This window comes from Syntrophotalea carbinolica DSM 2380 (assembly GCF_000012885.1).
Lineage (GTDB): Bacteria > Desulfobacterota > Desulfuromonadia > Desulfuromonadales > Syntrophotaleaceae > Syntrophotalea > Syntrophotalea carbinolica.
This window is the reverse complement of the sequence record NC_007498.2, coordinates 943,473-965,244: the sequence shown is the minus strand read 5'-3', so window position 1 is coordinate 965,244 and position 21,772 is coordinate 943,473. Positions and strand designations below refer to the sequence as shown.

Annotated in this window: 21 protein-coding genes; 7 read left to right on the top strand and 14 right to left on the bottom strand. The window is 55.6% G+C overall.

Annotated features, from left to right (window positions below; all coding sequences use genetic code 11):
• Window positions 1–13 precede the first annotated feature (13 nt).
• From PCAR_RS04890 to PCAR_RS04865, 6 genes are all read right to left on the bottom strand, one after another.
• A complete protein-coding gene (locus tag PCAR_RS04890; protein ID WP_011340529.1) occupies window positions 14–1,216 on the bottom strand; it encodes an ABC transporter permease in 1,203 nt (400 codons plus the stop codon).
• Window positions 1,216–1,923 (bottom strand): ABC transporter ATP-binding protein, encoded by a 708-nt coding sequence (locus PCAR_RS04885; RefSeq protein WP_011340528.1) that lies wholly within the window; start codon window positions 1,921–1,923, stop codon window positions 1,216–1,218. Before PCAR_RS04885 ends, PCAR_RS04890 begins: the two co-directional genes overlap by 1 nt.
• A complete protein-coding gene (locus PCAR_RS04880) occupies window positions 1,920–3,224 on the bottom strand; it encodes an efflux RND transporter periplasmic adaptor subunit (RefSeq protein ID WP_011340527.1) in 1,305 nt (434 codons plus the stop codon). The genes PCAR_RS04885 and PCAR_RS04880 overlap by 4 nt, the downstream gene beginning before the upstream one ends.
• Window positions 3,221–4,660: an efflux transporter outer membrane subunit gene (locus PCAR_RS04875; protein WP_011340526.1), complete on the bottom strand. Its 1,440-nt coding sequence runs from the start codon at window positions 4,658–4,660 to the stop codon at window positions 3,221–3,223. Before PCAR_RS04875 ends, PCAR_RS04880 begins: the two co-directional genes overlap by 4 nt.
• Before the next feature lie 11 nt (window positions 4,661–4,671).
• Window positions 4,672–5,355, bottom strand: coding sequence for a CerR family C-terminal domain-containing protein (locus tag PCAR_RS04870; RefSeq protein WP_011340525.1), 684 nt, complete (start codon window positions 5,353–5,355; stop codon window positions 4,672–4,674).
• Window positions 5,356–5,640: 285 nt separating this feature from the next.
• The gene (locus tag PCAR_RS04865) at window positions 5,641–6,465 is read right to left on the bottom strand and encodes a mechanosensitive ion channel family protein (RefSeq protein WP_011340524.1); all 825 of its coding nucleotides are present in this window, start codon (window positions 6,463–6,465) and stop codon (window positions 5,641–5,643) included.
• A 785-nt stretch (window positions 6,466–7,250) separates the two neighbouring features.
• On the opposite strand from PCAR_RS04865, the gene PCAR_RS19120 reads away from it, so the two are divergent.
• Window positions 7,251–8,726: a flagellin gene (locus PCAR_RS19120; RefSeq protein ID WP_011340522.1), complete on the top strand. Its 1,476-nt coding sequence runs from the start codon at window positions 7,251–7,253 to the stop codon at window positions 8,724–8,726.
• A 32-nt stretch (window positions 8,727–8,758) separates the two neighbouring features.
• Here PCAR_RS19120 and PCAR_RS04855 read toward each other — a convergent pair whose 3' ends face one another.
• Window positions 8,759–9,949: a tyrosine-type recombinase/integrase gene (locus PCAR_RS04855; protein WP_011340521.1), complete on the bottom strand. Its 1,191-nt coding sequence runs from the start codon at window positions 9,947–9,949 to the stop codon at window positions 8,759–8,761.
• A gap of 670 nt (window positions 9,950–10,619) precedes the next feature.
• Here PCAR_RS04855 and PCAR_RS04850 point away from each other — a divergent pair.
• From PCAR_RS04850 to PCAR_RS04835, 4 genes are all read left to right on the top strand, one after another.
• Window positions 10,620–11,402, top strand: coding sequence for a hypothetical protein (locus tag PCAR_RS04850; RefSeq protein WP_011340520.1), 783 nt, complete (start codon window positions 10,620–10,622; stop codon window positions 11,400–11,402).
• A gap of 139 nt (window positions 11,403–11,541) precedes the next feature.
• A complete protein-coding gene (locus tag PCAR_RS04845) occupies window positions 11,542–12,276 on the top strand; it encodes a hypothetical protein (RefSeq protein ID WP_011340519.1) in 735 nt (244 codons plus the stop codon).
• Window positions 12,277–12,402: 126 nt separating this feature from the next.
• The gene (locus PCAR_RS04840) at window positions 12,403–13,185 is read left to right on the top strand and encodes a hypothetical protein (RefSeq protein ID WP_011340518.1); all 783 of its coding nucleotides are present in this window, start codon (window positions 12,403–12,405) and stop codon (window positions 13,183–13,185) included.
• Between the two features lie 139 nt (window positions 13,186–13,324).
• Window positions 13,325–13,747 carry a hypothetical protein gene (locus tag PCAR_RS04835; RefSeq protein ID WP_011340517.1) on the top strand — a complete coding sequence of 141 codons (423 nt, stop codon included), beginning with the start codon at window positions 13,325–13,327 and terminating at the stop codon, window positions 13,745–13,747.
• Between the two features lie 69 nt (window positions 13,748–13,816).
• Here PCAR_RS04835 and PCAR_RS04830 read toward each other — a convergent pair whose 3' ends face one another.
• The 7 genes from PCAR_RS04830 to PCAR_RS04800 form a co-directional block, all read right to left on the bottom strand.
• Window positions 13,817–15,007, bottom strand: a complete 1,191-nt coding sequence (locus PCAR_RS04830; protein WP_011340516.1) for a tyrosine-type recombinase/integrase — start codon at window positions 15,005–15,007, stop codon at window positions 13,817–13,819.
• A gap of 223 nt (window positions 15,008–15,230) precedes the next feature.
• Complete coding sequence (locus tag PCAR_RS04825) at window positions 15,231–15,671, bottom strand: DUF2787 domain-containing protein (protein WP_011340515.1); 441 nt, start codon at window positions 15,669–15,671, stop codon at window positions 15,231–15,233.
• Between the two features lie 14 nt (window positions 15,672–15,685).
• On the bottom strand, window positions 15,686–16,186 hold the full coding sequence (locus PCAR_RS04820; RefSeq protein WP_011340514.1) for a JAB domain-containing protein: 501 nt from the start codon (window positions 16,184–16,186) through the stop codon (window positions 15,686–15,688).
• An 89-nt stretch (window positions 16,187–16,275) separates the two neighbouring features.
• On the bottom strand, window positions 16,276–16,650 hold the full coding sequence (locus tag PCAR_RS04815) for a hypothetical protein (protein ID WP_011340513.1): 375 nt from the start codon (window positions 16,648–16,650) through the stop codon (window positions 16,276–16,278).
• Complete coding sequence (locus PCAR_RS04810; protein WP_041531584.1) at window positions 16,647–16,982, bottom strand: YkvA family protein; 336 nt, start codon at window positions 16,980–16,982, stop codon at window positions 16,647–16,649. Before PCAR_RS04810 ends, PCAR_RS04815 begins: the two co-directional genes overlap by 4 nt.
• A gap of 32 nt (window positions 16,983–17,014) precedes the next feature.
• Window positions 17,015–17,380, bottom strand: a complete 366-nt coding sequence (locus PCAR_RS04805; protein ID WP_011340511.1) for a hypothetical protein — start codon at window positions 17,378–17,380, stop codon at window positions 17,015–17,017.
• A gap of 325 nt (window positions 17,381–17,705) precedes the next feature.
• Window positions 17,706–18,827 carry a hypothetical protein gene (locus PCAR_RS04800; protein WP_011340509.1) on the bottom strand — a complete coding sequence of 374 codons (1,122 nt, stop codon included), beginning with the start codon at window positions 18,825–18,827 and terminating at the stop codon, window positions 17,706–17,708.
• 312 nt (window positions 18,828–19,139) lie between these two features.
• Between PCAR_RS04800 and PCAR_RS04795 the strand changes: the two genes are divergently transcribed.
• Window positions 19,140–19,688, top strand: a complete 549-nt coding sequence (locus tag PCAR_RS04795; RefSeq protein ID WP_011340508.1) for a hypothetical protein — start codon at window positions 19,140–19,142, stop codon at window positions 19,686–19,688.
• Window positions 19,685–21,466 (top strand): DNA polymerase, encoded by a 1,782-nt coding sequence (locus tag PCAR_RS04790; RefSeq protein WP_011340507.1) that lies wholly within the window; start codon window positions 19,685–19,687, stop codon window positions 21,464–21,466. The genes PCAR_RS04795 and PCAR_RS04790 overlap by 4 nt, the downstream gene beginning before the upstream one ends.
• Window positions 21,467–21,772 lie beyond the last annotated feature (306 nt).

Below are 21,772 nucleotides of genomic sequence, written 5' to 3'. Positions count from 1 at the left end.
TCCAGGTTTGCGTTCACTCGTGGCGCAACGCGTCGATGGGGTTAAGACCGGCTGCGCGACGCGCCGGGAAATAGCCGAAAATCACACCGATGGCGGCCGAGAACAAAAAGGCCAACAGGTTGATGCTCGGGTCGAACAGGTAGGGAATGCCCATCAGCCCGGCAAGCGACAGGGACGCCACGGTCGCTATCACAATGCCGATGAAACCGCCGAGGCTGGAAAGCACCACGGCCTCGATAAGGAATTGCAGCAGCACTTCCCGCTCCAGCGCGCCGATGGAAAGGCGGATCCCGATCTCGCGGGTGCGTTCGGTCACCGACACCAGCATGATATTCATAATCCCGATCCCCCCTACCAGCAGGCTTACCGCTGCCACCGCGCCCAGCAGCATGGTAAGGATCTTGGTCGTACCGGTAAGGGTTTCGGCAATCTGCCGGGTGTCCATCACCTGGAAATCATCGTCTTCGCTTTCCCCGATGTTGCGCCGTTCACGCATCAGCAACGTCAGCTGTTCCTTGACCGCATCGATGGAAGCACCATCGTTTACCGATATCATCAACCGGCCGATATCCTGGCTTCCTGCGAGACGACGCTGCACCGTACGCAAAGGCATCACCACGGTATCATCCTGGTCCGAGCCCATAGCCGACTGGCCCTTGGGTTTAAGCAAACCGATGACTTCGCAGGAAAATTGCTTGATGCGGATATCGGCTCCCACCGGGTTCTGCTTGCCGAACAGCTTCTCCCGTACCGTTTCACCGAGAACGCAGACCGCCCTGCCGGAGCGTTGTTCGGCTTCGGTAAAAGTACGCCCTGAGGCCAGATCCCAACCTCCCGCTTCGAAATAGTCGTCATTGCTGCCGGAGATGGCCGAAGACCAGTTCTCGGCCTGATACACGGCGGTCGCCGACGTCGTAACGACCGGAGCGACCAGCTTGGCGGCGGGTATCTGGTTACGGATAGCCTCGACGTCGGCACTCTTGAACTTGGCGGCATCTCCGGACCCGGGTCCGAAACGCTGCCCGGGCATCACCATCAACAGGTTGCTGCCCATGCTGGAAATCTGGTCGGAAACCGACTGGGTGGCACCATTGCCGAGAGTCACCATGGTAATGACGGCGGCCACGCCGATAACGATGCCGAGGATGGTGAGAAAAGAGCGCATCAGGTTGCGCCGGATCGCCCGCAATGCAAGAAGCAACGTGTTCCACAGCATCAGGACACCTCCCCGTTACAGCTATCGCTTTCCACCTTGCCATCAACGAAATTGACGACGCGTTTGGCATACTCGGCCATCTCAGGTTCGTGAGTAACCATGAGCACGGTAATGCCGTGTTCCCGGTTGAAGTTACCGATCAGGTCCATGATTTCCTCACTGGTTCGCGTATCGAGATTACCGGTAGGTTCGTCGGCCAGCAAAACCTTGGGGCGGGACACGATGGCTCGGGCGATGGCGACGCGCTGCTGCTGGCCCCCGGACAGTTCCGCCGGCGTGTGCTGTTCCCAACCCTGCAGGCCCACCTGCGCCAGGGCTGCGCGGGCAGCGGCATGGCGGGCTGCCGCCGGTTCCCCACGGTAGATGAGGGGCAATTCGACATTCTCCAGTGCCGTGGTGCGTGACAACAGGTTGAAGCCCTGAAATACGAAGCCAAGAAAGTACCGCCGCAACAGTGCGCGCTGATTGCGCGACAAGCGCTCGACGTGTACCCCCTGAAACTCGTAACTGCCGCCAGTGGGCGTATCGAGGCATCCGAGAATGTTCATGGTCGTGGACTTCCCGGACCCGCTGTGTCCCATAATGGCGACAAAATCACCGCTTTCGATAGAGAGATCGATACCTTTCAGGGCCTGAAAAGCGGCCTGTCCGCTACCGTAGGTCTTGGTGATGCCGGTCAGCCGAATCAAGGGGTCGGAGATACTCATGGCTGCATACTCACGGTTTCGGTTATGACATCCATGCCGACCTGCAATTCTCCGTCGAGGATCTCGGTAACACGCCCATTGCTGGCTCCCGTTTTGACCTGCACCGGGGCCGCCTGTCCGTCACGCAATACCCATACGCACTGGCTACCGTCTTCAGCGACTGCCGAAGCTTGGGCCTTATGGGTACGGGCGGGGGGATGCGGTATCAGAGAACTGACCAGGCTACCGCCCGATTTTTCTGCCGACGTATCCTCCGATGGCGTAAAGCGCAACGCGGCATTGGATACCAGCAGCGCATTTTCGTGGGTAAGGGTTGTAACCACAGCGGTGGCGGTCATGCCCGGACGCAAACTGAGATCGTCGTTCGCAACCTTCAGTACGGCAGGATAGGATATGACTCCGTCATCATCGGAAGCATTGAACCCGACCCGGGTGATCACGGCCTCGAAGTTTCTGTCCGGCCACGCATCGACGCTGAAACTGGCACCTAATCCGGCTTTGACCTGACCGACGTCGGCTTCGTCCACATCGACTTCGAGTTCCATCTTGGAAAGATCCTCGGCCAGGGTAAACAGGGTCACGGCTTGCAGGGAAGCGGCCACCGCCTGTCCCGGATCTACCGCCCGCTCCAGCACCACCCCGTCAATGGGCGACCGGATATGCGCCTTAGCGAGGTCCGTTTCGTCGCTGCGCAAATTGGCTTTGGCCTCGGCGATGCCGGCCCGGGCATTCTCCTGGTCGGCTTTGGCGCGGGCAACGTCCGCCTCAGCGGCTTCCATTTCGGTTTTGGATGGCACCTTGCCACCGGACAAGCGCGAAACCTCACGGTATCGATCAAGTTTGGCATGGGTCTCTTCGAACGTCGCCAGAGCCTGTTGCAGTTCCGCCTCGGCAACTTCGACAGCGGCCCGGGAATGGGCCACCGCGTCTTCGAACTTGGACAGGTCGAGTTTGGCCAACAGCTGCCCCTTGGTCACGCGATCGTCGTCGTCGACATAAACGGCATCCACCGTACCGGAAAGCTCACTGCCGACCTCCACCTGATTGGTCGGTTCCAGATTCCCCGTAGCGGTCACCTTAACGACCAGCTTACCCTCGGTCACCTTTTCGGTCAGGTACTGCGGCCCCTGAGAATCTCCGTTGCCCCTGAACAGGAAAAATCCCGTCAGCAACAACACGATGGCTGCCGTAATCAGGGCCCAACGCCAACGGCGCAGGACACCGCCGCCAGCATGGGCGGTTAGCAGGGCTTCAAAACCGGTTTCGGCACTATCACTATTGTTTTTGGAAATATCGTTCATGACGCGTCCCTGTTATCTTCCGTTTGAGGCTCCGGCGACCAGCCGCCGCCAAGGGCCTTGTAGAGTTGAATCTGCGCACCGGCCAGATCCCCAGCACTGCTGGCGAGGTCGTCCTCGAGACCGAGCAGAGTTCGCTGGCTATCGAGTACGGTGAGAAAGTCGACAAGACCACCCGCGTAACGCTGCTCGGCCAGTTGCAGCGTTTCGCGGGCCGAGTCGGCTGCCAACGTCAGCGTCTCTCGCCTTTTGCCGGCATTGTTGACCGCAACCAGCGCATTCTCCACATCTTCAAGGGCGGTCAGCACCGCCGCCTTGTAGGCCAGCCGAGTCTGTTCGAGCAGGGCATCCTGGGTCTCGATATTGGCCCTGATGCGCCCGGAGTCGAAAATCGGCGCGGTGATCGAGCCCAGCAACGAGTAGACGGCGGCACCGCCATTGCTAAGCGCCGACAAGGTAAGAGCTTCCAGCCCGATAGAACCGGACAGCTTGAAACTCGGATAACGTTCCGCTTCAGCCTCGCCCAGCCGCGCAGTCTGCGCCGCCAATTGGCGCTCGGCGGCACGCACATCGGGACGCTGACGCAGGATATCGGCCGGGATACCGACCGCCGCAGCACGCTCGGCCAACGGAATCGCGCCGGCAGACTCCAGCCGGGAGCCCAGTTCAGCGGGGGAACTGCCCAGCAGTACGGCAAGCCGGTTACGAGCCTCCGCCCTGGTTGTCCGCAACGCGGGCAGACTTGCCCGCGTACTTTCCAGCTCGGTGCGGGCCTGAGCAACATCCAGCTCGGAAACCAATCCTGCCTGGAGACGCCAGCCGGCAAGTCGATAGGTTTCGCTCAGAGAAGCAATATTATTCTCCGCAACACTCAGGCGACGCTCGGCGGTACGCAGATCCACATAGTTAAGGACCACTTCGGCAACCAGCGAAACCTGCGTATCGCGCAGACTCTCGACACTGGCATCGACGTCGGCCGCCGCCGCTTCCACACCGCGACGCAGGCCGCCGAAGACATCCGCCTCCCAGCTCGCATCGAACCCGGCGCTGTATAACTCACTGGTGGAGCCTGATCCGCTTTCTTCGCTCGACTGGCTGCGGGAAGCCGAGGTCGCCACGTCCACCGAAGGCCCGAGCTGAGATCCAGCCAAGGCACGTTGCGCCCGTGCCTCGCGCAGCTGCGCCCTGGCCGTGGCCAGATCCAAGTTGGCCGTCAGCGCATCGGTTACCAGGTCGTTAAGCACCGGATCGTTGAACTCCTCCCACCAGCGACTCAGGTCACCCGGTTCGGCAGCTTGTCCCTGGTTATCGGTCGCCATACTCCAGGTTGCCGGTACATCCGCCACCGGCGGAACGTAATCCGGCCCGACAGCCACGCAGGCGGTAAGCCCGAGACAGGCCAGAACAAACATGGTGCGAACGCAACGTATCGTATTCACGGAAACCAACCTCATATCTTCGACGCAGGCGTGTTGTCGGATTCAGGGGATGATGAACCTACGGGTAAATCCTTGCGGATGGCGGCAATCCCCGCCAGGGTAAAGGTCAACACATGTTCAATAAAGGCATCAAGATCCTCAACGGGATGGGGACCTTCGAAGTTTTTGGTTCTCTGATTGACCCTCTTTATCAGCATTGGATGAAAACACATACTGATAAGGCAGGTTTCACAATAAACAACCTGTTGTTCGCTGGCGTTCGGCCCGAGCAGCTCCCGCATCAAGGACAAAGTCTTTTCACGCAGGGGAATAAATTCGGCCTTCATGATCTCCTGAAGAAGGCCGGTAGGATTAACTATCTCCATCCAGGAAATGAAGAATTCCCTACTGTCTTCGTCGGCAATCCGCCCCACCAAGGCCTTTACATGCCCGCGCAACCGTTCGGTGGCAGGCGCACCCGCACTCACCCCGCCGTCCACCGGATGAGCCTTGACGGATTCGGTAAAGCAATGCCGCCACGTCTCCTGATAAAGAGCCTCCTTGCTGCCGAAATAATAACTCACGGCGGAAACATTGGCGCCAGCGCGCTTGCATATCTCCGACACCGTCGCATCGCGAAAGCCCTTTTCCATAAACACGACACTGGCCGCGGCCAGCAGCTTTTCCCTGGTTTCACCCGATCTCTGTTGTGCCATAAATGCTCCAAATAAATTCAAACGTGTATTTTAAATCTACATTTAAAATACACGTTTGAATTTGTCAAGCTATAAATTTGATCTTTCGACCGACGCCGTTGGCCCAGTATCCCAACCAGGCATCATGTCTGGAACATGCGGATCCTCCTCAAGCCTCGTCCATCGCCCCGTACCCTTGTTTCCCGCACCTCCGAACAACAGGCTCGGCAGGCCTTTTATGCCTTTCCCCGGGCACAAAAAAAGGCCGGCAAAACCGGCCTTTTCGAAAAACGCTCTCTACGACTGTTATTTATCCAGGTGAACATCCATTTGCGGAAACGGAATATTCAATCCGACTTCAGCGAACCTGCGATAAACGTTTTCCTGCATATAGAAAAATACCGGCCAGTAATCCGCAGAATTTACCCAGGCCCGCACGGTGAAGTTTACGGAGCTATCGGCCAGTTCTCCCAGTTCCACAAAAGGTGCCGGATCATCGAGAACCTTATCATTGCTTTTCAGTAACCCCATCAACACTTCTTTGGCCTTGTCGATATCGTCACCGTAAGCAATCCCGAACACCCAGTCTACCCTGCGGGTCGCCTCGGTGGAATAATTCACCATCGAGGAAGTAGCCAGTCCGCCGTTGGGAATGATAATGGTCTTGTTATCCGGAGTTTTCAGAATCGTATTGAAAATCTGGATTTCCTTGACCGCCCCCGTATACCCCTGGGCCTCGATAACATCGCCCACCTTGAATGGCCGGAAAGTCAGGATCATCACTCCCCCGGCGAAATTCTGCAGCGTACCGGAAAGGGCCATACCGACGGCGAGACCGGCGGCACCGAGGATGGCAATGAAGGACGTCATCTGGATACCGACCATCCCGAGGACACTGACAACAACCAGCACCTTGAGGAGATTACCGATCAGGCTTTTAAGAAACGGTCGCAGAGATGGATCCATGCCTTTCTTTTCCATCAACCGGTTGAAACCCCTGGCGATCATATTTGCCAGGTATAACCCGATAACCAGGGCGAGTACCGCGCCGACCAGTTTAGGCCCCCAAGCCACAAACAGGTTAATCAAAGTGTCCAGATACTGTCCCCCGTTTTGCAATTGCTCCTGCATAACAACCTCCTTCATCGTTCCAAACGCGTTGCGATGTTAAACGGAAAATCCCCATATGAAAACCGCACTTGTCAAACCGCGGTATCTCCGCAAACCATTTAAAATGTATCCTGACCAAGATGGTTTGCAATGAATAAAGACACTCTACAACAAATAAAAGGTTTTCCCAATGAATTTCACCTGACCAACCATCTATTTAATCTTTTCGCAACAGCGTACCGGAAATTACCCGTCTACAAAATTCAGCAACATACCGCGTCGGTCGCAACTCCCGGACAGTCCCTGACCCCGCCCGAGCATGGAGTAGCTCAGGTTTGATCCCATCCCCGAAAGAGATTGACATCCCATCCGTTTTGCGCTAAATACATGAACCTCACGCAGCATGAACCTCATACAGTTTTGCCACCCTAGCTCAGCTGGTAGAGCAACTGATTCGCAAGCCTTCAAACGTCCGATATTAGGGCGTTTTTTTGTTTCTGATTCCCCTTATTTTTCATCAACTTTCGCAAATCCCTGCAAACATCCACGGCCCCACCACCGGAACCTGCGGTCCATCTGCGGTCCACAACCTTGTTCCCTTGGACCAAATCGTTTTTGACCGCCTGTCCCTCTCAAGCACATAGCGAATAGAATCACAACACGCTCCTTGGTGCCAAAATGCGCCCAGCCTCCCCCCTCATCAAAAAGAAAAAACCAATAAAAAGCCGTTTTATTAATTTTTCTAAAGTCTTTAGGAGGTTGGTCGATAATAATGTAGTAAGGCAAACAAACCACGAGGAGCCACTATGCCTTTTGTCATCAACACCAATCCCCTTGCGCAAATCGTCCAAAACAATCTCGGAAAAACCAACAAATCACAGGCCGATGCCATGCGGCGACTATCTTCCGGTCTCCGGATCAACAGCGCCAAAGATGATCCCGCAGGATTAGCAAAAAGCAACCGAGTCCAAACCGAGATCCGATCCCAAAACAAGGTCATTGAAAACCTCAATCAAGGGGTCGGCTATGCCCAGTTTGCCGACGCAACCCTTGAGGAGATAGGCAATCTCATTCAGAGGGGCAGGGAATTGGCTGTGCAAGCAGCAAACAGTACGCTGTCAGACAGTGATCGACAATCTCTGAACGAAGAATTCGGTCAAATCAAGGAGCAGATCGACCAATTGGCACAAACATCATCTATGTTTGGGCAGTATCCTTTAGGAGGGGATTCCAGTAACACGGCCGTGGTTCCAAGTCTCGGTGAAGTTTTCAGTGAAACAAGCACAGCCGGCGGCATAACAAGTGGAATAACATTGATTGATCCAGATCTTTCGCCTATTGCAAAAATTCCCCAGGGAGCGACTAATGTTATGGTCGATGTTGCACCAGAGTGGCTAGGCAATCCATACCAGCCAGATATTGATATTCAGGTTTTCACGGTAGATGGGAAACATCTCGTCGGAACGGGATTGGGCGATTTTACCTGGGAATCTAATGGCGTCAACAACGCTCAAGACATGAACACTCTCTTCATTTCCGAATCCAATGGTTTCGCTTCAGGCGCTGCCTATGATCCTACAAATCTCCTATTTGTCGACCATCTTGGAATGGGTGCTTTTGCCAACACCGGAAGCTACGGAGGAATGAATTTTACCTATAGTGGAGATGGGGATAGTTTTGAATCCATCGCACCGGGTGGTGATCCAGAGATAAACAATGGAATAGTATTTTCAACCCAAGCAAGAGAACAATTCACCGTAGATGAGGCAACCGAAGACCTCTTGGTATTTGCCCATGGTGCGGGGCAGGTAAGATTAATTGCTGAGTGGAGCAATATGCCAGAGCCGTCGTCGGGGCAAGCCACTCAAACTATCCCACAGACAATGAAAATATTGGCCAACACAACCGCCAACTCCGATAGTGACTATATCGACATACAAAAAACCCCTGCAGACCTAGCAGCATTAGGCCTTGAGTCAGTTGTCATCGACCCTCCGGAAGCAGCCGAAATTGCTCTAACAAAATTGGCTGAAGCTCTCCAGATTATGGACAACCACCGTAGCTATTACGGCGCTACCATGACCTCTTTAGAGGGACGTATCAGCGCCACGGCAGCTGGTCGCGAAGCAAATTCGGCATCCCTAAGTCGCATTCTGGATGCAGATTTTTCTACTGAAGTCTCTGAGCTAACCAAGGCAGATGTCCTACAGCAAGCAGGGGCGTCAATCATGGCCCAAGCCAACAGTCTCCCGCAGATTTCTCTAGAGCTTTTGAAAATGTAGCGTTCCCCAACTGGTAGGGGAACGCTACATTTTTACTGATTCATCACCTCTTTTAACTGCTCGGCCAGATGGTCCGAAGCGTCCTTGGTTTTGCTACCGGAAATATGGGCATACCTCTCGGTCATTTTAACCGAGCTGTGCCCCAGACTTACCTTGATCGTCTCCAGCGATTCCCCCAGGTTGGCCAACAGACTGGCATGGGTGTGGCGCAGGGTGTGGATGACCACATCCGTCCCCTGCAACCCCGCCAGCTTCAGCGCGTGCTCGAAGGTCTTGCGCACCGTCCCCAGCGGCTTATCCTCCGAACTCCCGGGGAACAGATAGGGATTGCTAGGGTTCCGGAAGTCCTTGAGCTTCTCGATCTCGGCAAGACTCAGCGAATTGAGATGGACCACCCGCGACTTGCCGTTTTTTGTCTCGGGAAGAAGCATGGTCCGCCCCTCCATGGACACATCCTCCCATTTGCTCTTGAGTACCTCCCCCGCACGGCAACCCGTGAACAGAAGCAATCTCAGGGCACAGGCCGCTAGCTGACCAGGCGCCTCCTCCAGGGCCGCCAGGAACCGCTTACACTCCTCCATGCTCAGGTAGCGCGTCCGTCCCGGATTGTCCCTAAACTTGGACACCCCAGGCATCGGGTTCTTCCACGGGTCGATTTCGCCCCACTTCACCGCCAGATTGTAGAGGACATTCAACACGGCATAGTGCCGGTTGGCGTTGGTCCCCGAGGTGCGGGCCTTGACCTGATTCAAATATCCCTGGATCTCCTTCGGCGTCAGGCAGGTCAGCGGCACCTCGCCCCACTTGGGAATAATCTGATTGGTGAGCTTATTGTAGTCATCCTTCCACGATTTCTTGGTCTGCTTGGCGTGCTCCAGATACTTCCGGGCAAACTCGCCAAAGGTCTTCTGCTGTTTCTGCTGCGCTCTCGGGGATACCACCCGTTCTCCGAGGGCCAAATTGCGCTGCATCTCGTTGGCCATCTGCTTGGCCAGAGGGGGCTCGATGGACGGATAGGGTCCGATGGCGACGACCTTCTTCCGCCCGTAGAGCCGGTAGCGGAACAGCCAGCGCTTATTGCCCCGCATGTTGACGCAGATATGCAGGCCCGGTTCGCCGGTCGAATACTCCGTGGCCGTAGCCTGTGTTCCGGCTGGATCGTGGGACGGAAGGCCGTCGATGGCCTTTTTGGTCAGTGGAATGGATCGGTTCGTGTTCGCCATAGTTCTCCTCCTCCGGGGACATTTTTTCGATGGAACTGATACCATGCTTTCGGCGGTCCATCTGCGGTCCGCAAAATGCTCTGAGAATTCTCTCGACCTTTCTATTCCCTCGAAAAAATACGCAAAACCCTCTGCCCTCTTCCGCCGATGCGCAACTTCCCTCTCCGGCCCTTGAAAAACATGGCTTTCTCCATCCTCCCCTCCTCCCCGAAAGAGATTGACATCCCGCCCGTTTTGCGCTAAATACATGGACCTCATACAGTTTTGCCACCCTAGCTCAGCTGGTAGAGCAACTGATTCGTAAATCTTCAAACGCCTGATATTAGGGCGTTTTTTCGTTTCTAGTTTTCCTTATTTTCCATCACCTTTCGTAACTTTCCGCAAACATCCACAGCCCCACCACCGGAACCTGCGGTCCATCTGCGGTCCACGCTCCTGTTCCCTTTCCATTCCTACAAAACTCTAAAAACTCTCCCTGAAAAAGGGGCTCCATCACACCGTCCGGGCATCGGCCTACTCCGCCATTTCATTCCGCCATCCACACTCCCCCAAGACTTGCCACGACAAAAAATCCGGTGCTTTTTTCTTGGCACACTCCAATGCTGGTGATATCTTAGTCGGCGTTTATTTGTAACATTTCGAAATTATTTCACCTAGTGTGGAGGTTGCCATGAAGAGTCATTTTTACGGAGTGGTTCTCGGTCTATTTCTGACCCTGTTCGCCGGCACGGCGATGGCGCAAGGCCCGGCGGTTTCCGCCCTGAACGGCAAGACCGAAGTGTTCGGCGGCAGCGTCGACGGCGACGGGGCGATCATCGGCGCGGGCAGCGTCTCGGTGCCCCTGGGCGATTTGCTCGGGCTGCAGCTCGACGGGGCCTGGGGCGAGCTGGACGGCGACGACGAAATCAGCGGCATGGGGCTGCACCTGTTCGCCCGCGATCCGTCACGCTACCTGCTCGGGTTCAACATCTCCCACGCGGAGCTGGAGGATTTCGAGATGCGCCGCTACGCCCTGGAGGGCGAATACTACGCAGGACGCTTCACCCTGGCGGCACTGGGCGGCCTGCAGGAGGGAGATGTGGACGATGCCGGGTTCGGCAGTCTTGACCTGCGCTGGTATCCGCTGGACGACCTGAAGCTGGAACTCGGTGGCAGCATCGCCGATGACGACGAGCGCGTACACCTCGGTGCGGAATATCAGGTGGTGGCCGGTCTGGCGGTATTCGTCGACGGGGCGCTGGGGGATGACGATTACGACCACGTGCTGGCCGGTGCCCGCTACTACTTCGGGGCCCAGAAACCACTGATCCGGCGCCACCGCGAGGACGATCCGGCCAACAACATCGTCGCGGGGCTGCTGCAGAGCCTGGGGAGTATCTCCGACGCGGCATCATCGTCCCGGGCGGCGGAGAGTTCTGACGGCATCATCGTCCCGGGCGGCGGACTCTTCTAGCGGCACCGGGGAGTTCTTTTAGGAGAGTTTGCCGGGGCTGTTTCCGGGCTGTCAATCAAAATTGGAAATCGAAGTCCCCGGGGGAGGGCCCTGCTTTTTCCGGGGCTCATACCTATGATTTGAAAAGGTGAAAGTGGACATGCAAGAGCTTGCCAACGAATACCGCGAAATTCTGAAAGATTTAGACGTCTCATTTCTCGATCCTCATCATCCCTCAGGGAGAAGAGAGGAGGGACTCTCCGGACTATTTTTGACCAGCATTCCGAAACAGTACAAAGCTGCAAAGAATAAGATCATGATTATCGGCAGGGAAACAGCCGGATGGAACGTACTAAACAGGAATATTCAGGAGGAGTTTACAACCCTCTCAAGTTATATCGAGAAGGCACTGACCAAACACCGGGAGTTTTTCGAAAAACAACTCAACATAAGAAACTCTCGGGGACAGACCTTTCATAACTTCACCAGAGCCGTGGCGAAGAAATGTGGAAAGGAAGGGATCATCTATTCCAATCTTTTCTGTTTCGATTGGAAAAAGGGAAGTCCGATAGGTTGCCCCTATTTTGAAACAATCAAAAAATTCTCCGAGCAATTGGTAAAACTACAGATCCGGTTTTTCGCACCGGACATCATTATTTTCGCCAACGGGATGGATTCGGTCCCCTACCGCAGGGAATTTTTCCCGATCGCAGGGGATAACAAGGTTTGCCATAACGGGCGTGATTATTCCGATCAGGGCATCCCCAATGGACAGCTATGGGAGTTCGATTTGTTTGACAGCATCCGTTGTTTCCGGATTCATCATCCATCGGCTTACGCCCAAAAAGCCAAAGTTGCCCGGAAGTTCCTGGTTGACCTATTGCCTTCCGCATAGTCGAAAGATTAGTCGGTAATGGGACAAAAATGTCCGTTTCCGGTTCCGACATGTGAAACAAAAACAATCATTGAAAAGCCGGAAAGACCCTTTTTCATCGGTGCTTTTTCCGGTATGGAGGTTGCCATGAAGCAGCGTTTGAGCAGTGTTATTTTAGCTCTTTTTCTGACCCTGTTCGCCGGCACGGCGATGGCGCAGGGCCCTGCGGTTTCGACATTAAACGGCAAGGCCGAAGTGTTCGGCGGCAGCGTCGACGACGACGGGGCGATCATCGGCGCGGGCAGCGTCTCGGTGCCCCTGGGCGACCTGCTCGGGCTGCAGCTCGACGGAGCCTGGGGCGAGCTGGACGGCGACGACGAAATCAGCGGTATGGGGCTGCACCTGTTCGCCCGCGATCCGTCCAGGTATCTGCTCGGGTTCAACGTCTCCCACGCGGAACTGGAGGATTACGAGATGCGCCGCTACGCCCTGGAGGGCGAATATTACGTCGGCCGCATCACCGTGGCGGCGCTGGGCGGCCTGCAGGAGGGGGATGTGGACGATGCCGGATTCGGCAGCCTCGATCTGCGCTGGTATCCGCTGGACGACCTGAAGCTGGAACTCGGCGGCAGCATCGCCGATGATGATGAGCGCGTACACCTCGGCGCGGAGTACCAGGTGGTGGCCGGTCTGGCAGTGTTCGTCGACGGGGCGCTCGGAGATGACGACTACGACCACGTACTAGCCGGCGCCCGCTACTACTTCGGCACGCAGAAACCGCTGATCCGCCGTCACCGCGAAGACGATCCGGTTAACAACGTCATTGCGGGTTTGCTGCAGAGTCTGGGGAGCATCTCCGACGCGACATCATCGTCCGGGGCGGCGGAGAGTTCTGACGACATCATCGTCCCGGGCGGCGGAGAGTTCTGACGACATCATCGTCCCGGGCGGCGGAGAGGATTAATAAATGTGCGCAGCGTTTTTCCGAGCTGTCAAACAAAATCAGTGACGTTAAACCCCGCAGGACCTTTTTTGGGTTTTGCGGAGTTTGCTCTTCCGGGAGGACACCATGACTCTAAGAGATCAACTGGTTGCACTCGCATTGAAGTGGCAAGAAAAGTACGGCGTGGCACCGGCGATCACATCGGCGGTTTCCGAGTATGATGCGGCGATGATTCTGGGCATGAGCGAAGAAGAGTACTCTTCGTATATGCAGGATAAAACCGCCGTAGCGAGAGGTCACGATTTCGTTTTCCGGGGGGGACGCTACCAGATCAAGGCCCACCGCCCCAGCGGCAAGCCGGGCAGCAGGATCACCAATGCCGGCAAGGTCCGCAATTATGACTGGGACGTGCTGATCTGGATTCGCTACGATGTGGATTACACCATCGAGGAAGCCTGGTCCTGGGAGAGGGACGCTTACATCAGGGCATTTGATGCAAAGTCCCGGATTTCCCCGGAAGATATGCGAATGGGTACGCGAATCGCCTAGAACGTTCCCGAATTGAAGACAACACGCTAAAAGACAGCATTCCCCGCTAGAGAGGGAATGCTGTCATCATTATTGATTCATCACCACTTTTAACTGCTCAGCCAAATGGTCCGAAGCGTCCCTGGTCTTGCTACCGGAGATATGGGCATACCTCTCCGTCATCTTCACCGAACTGTGCCCCAAACTAACCTTGATCGTCTCCAGCGATTCCCCCAGGTTGGCCAGCAAGCTGGCATGGGTATGCCGCAGGGTGTGAATGACCACATCCGTTCCCTCAAGCCCCGCCAGTTTAAGCGCATGCTCGAAGGTCTTGCGCACCGTTCCCAGCGGCTTATCCTCCGAACTCCCCGGAAACAGATAGGGGTTGTTCGGCTGCCGGAAGGCCTTAAGCTTCTCAATCTCGGCAAGACTCAGCGGATTGAGATGGACCACCCGCGACTTGCCGTTCTTGGTCTCGGGAAGAAGCATGGTCCGCCCTTCCATGGACACATCCTCCCATTTGCTCTTGAGCACCTCCCCCGCACGGCAACCCGTGAACAGAAGTAATCTCAGGGCACAGGCCGCCAGCTGCCCCGGCACCTCCTCCAGGGCCGCCAGAAAACGCTTGCACTCCTCCATGCTCAGGTAGCGTGTCCGTCCCGGATTGTCCCGGAACTTGGACACCCCGGGCATCGGGTTCTTCCCCGGATCGATCTCGCCCCACTTCACAGCCAGATTGTAGAGGACATTCAACACGGCATAGTGCCGGTTGGCGTTGGTCCCCGAGGTGCGGGCCTTGACCTGATTCAGATACCCCTGGATCTCCTTCGGCGTCAGACAGGTCAGCGGCACCTCGCCCCACTTGGGAATGATCTGATTGGTGAGCTTATTGTAGTCGTCCTTCCACGATTTCTTGGTCTGCTTGGCATGCTCCAGATACTCCCGGGCAAACTCGCCAAAAGCCTTCTGCTGTTTCTGCTGCGCCCTGGGGGATACGACAGGTTCTCCGAGGGCCAGATTGCGCTGCATCTCGTTGGCCATCTGTTTGGCCAGAGGCGGCTCGATGGCCGGATAGGGTCCAATGGCGACGGCCTTCTTCCGCCCGTAGAGCCGATAGCGGAACAGCCAGCGCTTATTGCCCCGCATGTTGACGCAGATATGCAGGCCCGGTTCGCCGGTCGAATACTCCGTGGCCGTAGCCTGTGTTCCGGCTGGATCGTGGGACGGAAGGCCGTCGATGGCCTTTTTGGTCAGGGAAATGGTTCGGTTCGTGTTCGCCATAGTTCTCCTCCTCCGGGGACATTTTTTCGATGGAACTGATATTGAGTCAGTCGCTCTTCCCTCCAAATGGGTTGAAATCCAATAGAATGTTGGTTGCCTCCGGGCATCCGGCGGTCCACTAGCGGTCCGGAAGGTGGGTTTCGACCAGAGGTGTCTCCTCCTTTCCGGGCAAAAAAGGGGGAGGCAGACGGCTCTACGCCCCCACCCTTTTTCTACCTCTGGGTCACAGCGGTTCGACCTCGACCCGGAACACCCCCATGCGGTAGTACACGCAGAAATTGTGCTGCCACAGCTCGAACATCCCGGCCCCCTCTTCCAGGGGGAAGTCGATCCCGCCCTGCTGGAACAGTCCCAGCGACGCGTCGAAGTCGAGGTCCTTGACCAGTTCGGCGTAGGGAGGTTGGCCGAGATAGAGAAAATCGGTCACGTACAGAATGCTCCCGTCAGCCGCGACGGCGATCTCCACCGGATGGTAGCCACCCTCCAGGGCGGAATAGTGTGGGTCCCGAAAGTTCAGAACCAGCCCCTTCCCCTCCGGAACGTCGGCCTTCCGGATTTCGTCTTCAAGGATTTTGGCCAGTTTGGGATGTATCGGGAGCGGAAAGGATCGGGTATTGAATCTCGTGGGAGAGTCTTCTCGGGAAGCTGAAGTTCGGTCGGACATGTCGGATACTCCTTTCAAAGCAGGCCCTGTTCGGCAAACGAGAAGAACCCGTCGCCCAGGATGATGTGGTCGAGAACATGGATGCCCAGCATCTCCCCGGCCTTGACTAACCGGGTCGTGACCTCCTCGTCCTCGTGGCTGGGTTCGGTCTGACCGGAGGGGTGATTGTGGACCAGCACCAGACCGGCCGCCGAGGACAGCAGAGCACTCTTGAAGACCTCGCGGGGATGGACGATGCTGGCGCTGAGACTGCCGACGGACACCCGGTCCAGACACAGCAGACGGTTCTTGTTGTCCAGGTGCAGGGCCATGAAATACTCCTTGCTCTCCGCTTTCAGGAAGGCGAGCATTTCGGCCACCTTCCGGGGAGAGGTGAAGGCTTCGTCCAGGTAGCCAGCGGGAAGCTCCTTAACTTTGAGCGTCTCGAACACGGGACGGATGACTTTCAGGCGCAAAGGCAGCTTGCGCCGGATCAGGGACAAAGGTTCGGACAGGGATGTGATGACTTCGGTCATGGTGACAATCCTCCTGAAATTTCGGATACAAAAGACAAAAGCCCATTCCCGCGAAGGAATGGGCCTATCTGTTAGGGCGGAACAAAAGGTCAGGCGATTTCGGCCAGCGCTTCGAGCTGAAGACGCAGACCGGTGTGCAGCCAAGGAGCGTCGGGGATGATCAGGGTCAGGGTTCTGTCGTCGTCGATCTGGATGACCGCCTCGTACACGGCGCTCTCGCCTTCCCGGTAGGCGAACACGTAGTCGAAGAGAACCTCCTCCGGTCCGGACAGCAATCCTCCCGGACCGGCTTCGGGGAAATCCTTTTCCACATCGTCGCCGGGTTCCAGAACCACGATATGGCCATGGCGTTCCGGATCGTACAAACCGTCCGTCCCTTCGAACTGGGCCATGCGCAGTACTGCCAGAGGGGGGATACGGTCTTCAAGAATTTGGGCCTGGGCGGTCGAGGTCAATCGGATCACGGGGACTCCTTTCCGTCGCCGAGCAACCGCGTCAGACGCTGTTCCGCCCTACCGCGCATGTCGTCGGAGACCAGATAGTTCACGTTGCCCAGCAGCGCCGTCATGGCCGCTACATCGTCGGCATAGCCCACCACAGGCAGCACGTCGGGCACCGCGTCCAGCGGCAGGATCAGGTAGCCGAGCACGCCGAGGATGGCGGCCCGCACCCAGATGGGGACTCCGGGAGAAACTAACAGTTCCCGCAGCAGCAGGGCCTTAAGCAGAAGAATGCGTCCGGCGGATCGGGGAATGACACGGAGCTTGGTCCAGAAGTCTGCATCGCTATAGTGCACGGAGCAGGATGCGTAGTCGTCGTGGCGTTCGGTCATGGTCTACCCTCCCCGCACAGATGTTCCCGGAGGATGGCGGCGACCTGCGGTGCATAGTCTTTCTCCCGGGGGCAGACGAGGGTCACGCCGGCCCCGCTATTGCCCCACAGCACGACGCCGACCAGACAGTCACCGTCGAGGAAGACACCCTCCAGGGCAGAGGACAGGTCCCGCCCGATGGCGCAGGACACGCTAACGGGAGTATCCCCGCGCTCGACGTAGGCGACGAAGCCGTGGTCTTCGGGATCGGGGTTGCTGCCGTAGATGGCCTGGAGGTGGTCCAGGGCGTGCTCGACGGCGCTACGGTGGGACAGTGGAAGTTGCTTGAGGTGGGGATCGAAAAAATCGCTGAATTTGTGCATGGAAAGCCTCCTTGGTTGGTTCTGATCATCACCAAGGAGGTAATATCTGCTTGAAATGGGGTTTGTTACGGTTTTGGGCAATCCTCAGATTGCTAAGACGTATCCCCGCCGGGGAGAGGCAGGGACAATTAACACCGCTGACTGACCGGCCAACCGACCGGGAAAAAGTCTTTCTTTCTAGATAGGTAGACATGCACGGCCGATAGGTACGATCGCCTCTCCCTTTTTCCTTTTAAAAAGAAAAGGAGAAAAAAGAGTTTAAACTATCGACCGTGCCGACCGTGTGGGGAAGTCTCTACGACTCTTCGCCTGACGCAAATCTTCCCTACCGCTCATCGTCACCGGACGAATCGTCCCGGATTGGAATAGATACCCTTTGGTTGAACTCTAGCCTATCCTGGCGGCTTCTCCGGTCTGGAGGATATACTCGCCAGAGCCTTTGTCGGGGAGTAAAATCCTGCCATCTCTTCCCCTTGCCCACCTTGCGCTTCACACTATTGTAGAGATTGGTTTTCTTGAAAATCTCAACCTCCAGGGTTTTCTGGTCCGGGTATATCCCCGGAAGAACGATCCTGTCCGGTCGATGGGGTGTTTTCTGGGGATCAAAATTGATCTTCGGTGCTTTGTCGAACCGGCCTAGAATAATCTCCGAGATCCCACTCTCAGTATCTTGAAGGACCGTCGACTTTTCCCCTCCCCACCCCTTTTCGCTGTAGAAGTTAACCAACTTCACCACCCTGATCTCTATAGAGCACATGCGGAGAAACCGGCCAACGCTGCTCGCAAGACTGCCGGCGCTGATTCTGTCGCGGTACACCTTGAGATAGGCCATCCCGGTATGCCGCTCGAAAAGACATAGAACTTCGCCGTTCACGGGAATGGGGGCGGAGCCTTCATCCTGGGCGGCCTCGAACCACTGAATCCCTACCGCGTGAAGAGCCAAAGTACCGACCTCCGGCGTTTCTCTATCAAAAACATCCTTGAGGTCATCTCCCAGGCTTTCTTTCAAAATCCGGTAAAGCGTTCTGGGGCTATAGGGAACATCCGGCTTGAAAAGCTTCCCCCCAACCTCTAGCACGTACCTTCCTCGATGGCCTCCTGCCTTCCCGGACGATACTGTCCCCTTCTTTTTTTGAATATCCCTGAAATACGATAGGCGCTCCAATCTGTCGGAAGAGGGCAATTCCTTCCAAAGAGGAGCGAGAAATTCGACCAGTTTTTTGTAAGGGTAGCGTGTCACCCAAATGCATTCCCGGAACACGGCTTTTTCAAACTCCGAAACCCTTCCGGAATACTTAGGGATTGTCCCCCGTCCCCGAAAGTCCTCCCGATTCTTCCATCGTGCTACCGAAGCCACGGAGATGCCAAATTCCTCGGCAATTTCTCTATACGTTTTCGGGGACTCATGGATTTTCCTTCTATCTTCAGGACTTAGCCGCTTAGCCATTTCACCATCCCGGTTTTTTTTAGCAACCCCAAGTGTTCACTTAGGACTTGTCAAATAAGAACAAAAATTTTTCCCTATACATATCAAATAGTTACAAACAAGAAAACAGTTATGCGGAGTATCGACTGCCAAAAAAGCATCCGAAAGCGTTTGGCCAGTCGATTCTCCCGAAACCCCTCCACAAAAACCTTAAAAACCTGAATTCCTACACAACTACAACACCTTACACGGTTTCCGTGAGACAACTACACCATCGAAACGCCAGGGCCCGGCGGTGAAGACAACTTTTACTTTTTAGAGAGGAATTCACAAATGGAAAACTTCAACTTGAAAGATTTGGTTTTGTCCGACTCCTACGCCGCACCGGCTACCGCTACCCCCCAAACAGGAGAGATCGAACTGGGATATCCTGGAAAACTGGATTTCTGCCGGGTCCATCCTGACAAAGAATATTTGGCGCAGTTGCTGATCCTGGACGATCCCCGGGGGAAGCAAACCTATATCACCTCCCCCCGCTTGGCTGACGAGCTAGAGGGCGATGCCGTCCCCGCCGTAGTGGCCCTCTGCGCCAACCAGCACGGCGAGCAATTCCTGTGGGTTGCCAAACTCCCGTGGTACGACGGTGAGCCCTTTGCGACTACCCGTCTCGAAGCCATGGATCGGGCGCGTACCGAATGGGTCCGCTTGCGCCGCAGCATTACGCGGAAGGGATACGATATCATCTCGGCCGCAAAACCTTTCCCCGAACCCGTATGGTCCGACGAAACGTTTGAAAACCTTATCCGTCAGGCGTTTAAAAACAACGTGATCGGTTCTCTGGACCACCCCATCGTCAAGAAGCTCCGGGGGGAAGAGGCATGATCCTCTGTGGAAAACCTTTTGAAAAGGTAATCCTTTTGGATTCTGAATTTTCTCAACCTCCGGGGGAAAGGCCGACGCCGCATTGCTTGGTTGCTAAGGAACTTTTCTCGGGGAAAACAGTGCGAGTCTGGATCGAAAAGGGGGAGCAGCCGCTGGCTGCTCCCTTCCCGACGGACAAGAATACTCTTTTTGTTGCCTATTTGGCCAGCGCGGAAATGACCTGTTTCCAGGCTTTGGGTTGGAAGTTGCCGGCCTATGTCATCGACCTGTATGCGGAATTTTGCCTCCTCACGAACGGCTTCTTCTTACCGAGGGGCAAAGGATTGCTTGGTGCCTTGGCGTATTTCGGCGAAGAAATACTAGATGCCGTCGAGAAGAAAGACATGCGGGAACTGGCCCAGAGGGGGGGACCCTATACCGAGGATGAGAAAACGGACTTACTCGACTACTGCCAACGCGACGTGCTGGCCCTTGAACGCCTCTGGAAGCACATGGTTCCTCACCTGGATGGTGACCGGTCCCTGTTACGGGGGGAATATATGAAAGCCGTTGCGAAAATCGAAATGACGGGCATTCCAATCGATACTCTTGCGCTCGCCGATCTTCGCGAAAACTGGGAGGTAATCAAAACCTCATTGATCGAGGAATTGGGAGCACCATACGGAGTCTACAAAAATGGCAAATTCAAAACCGACCTCTTCGTTCAGTACCTGAAAAACAAGGGTATCCCTTGGCCCCTTACGCCGACGAGAAAACCGAAAACCGATGCCGATACATTCAAGGAGATGGCCAAGTGTTACCCCGAGTTGAAACCGTTGAAAGAACTGCAGCAACTATTGGGAAAGTTGAAATTGAACAAACTACAGGTCGGAACGGACGGACGTAACCGCTATCTGTCGGGGGTTTTCGGCTCGAAAACAGGGCGGAACCAGCCTTCGAATAGCAAATGTATTTTCGGTCTCCCCTCGTGGATGCGAAAACTCGTGCGGCCGGGGCCGGGAAACGGTTTGGCGTATCTCGACTACGAACAGCAGGAATTCGGTATTGCCGGAGCCCTCTCGGGGGATGAAGCCATGAGACAGGCCTACATTTCGGGCGACCCCTATCTTGCATTTGCAATCCAGGCCGGAGCGGCCCCTCGGGGAGCAACGAAGGAAAGTCACGGCGACATCAGAAGCAGGTTCAAAGCTACAGCTTTGGGAGTTCAATACGGGATGGGGCAGGACCGACTGGCCATGAACCTGAACATTAGCAAAGGGGAAGCCAAAGCGCTGTTGGATTTGCACCGGAAAACCTACGCCAGATTTTGGCAGTGGCAGCAGGACATCGAGAACAAGGCGTTGATCGAAGGAAGTATAGGCGGGGTTTTGGGCTGGAAGATGCGGATCACTTCCAAGACCAAAGACCGGACGTTGGCAAACTTTCCGATGCAGGCAAACGGTGCGGAAATGTTGCGACTTGCCGTGTGCCTCTGCGCAGAGCGAAATATCAAGATCGTCGCCATGGTACACGATGCCCTAGTGATCGAAGCTCCGATTGCTGGGCTCGAAGCCGCAAAAAGCATTGCGATCCAGGCTATGAAAGAAGCCAGCGAGATCATTTTAGCGGGATTTTCGCTCAGAATCGAGGCTGAATCGATCATCTATCCTGACCGGTTCCCGGCCAAAGACAGCAGCCAACTCTGGGAACGCGTGTGGAAGATCATCGATAGGGCAAAAAAAAGAAAGAAAACGGAATTAACCGCAGATAATCAGGAAGGAAAAGATAATGGGTGCTGAAAAAGGGAAAAAAACACCGGACGATATTTTGCTTGAACTTACGGAAGACATTTTTCGGTTCCATACCCCGGAAAAGCTTCCTTGCGCCATCTTCGAAAGGGAAGGACACCGGGAAACGCACAGGATCGAATCCAAAACATTTGCTTACTATCTGTGCAATATATACCTGCGCGAAACGGGTCGGGCGATTCCTCAAGGATCCCTGGATACGGTCGTACGTCAACTTGCGGCCCAAGCGATTCACAATGGACCCGAAATACCTGTCTTCTCTCGCGTTGCTCCATGCAACTCGAACGGTATTGCCGT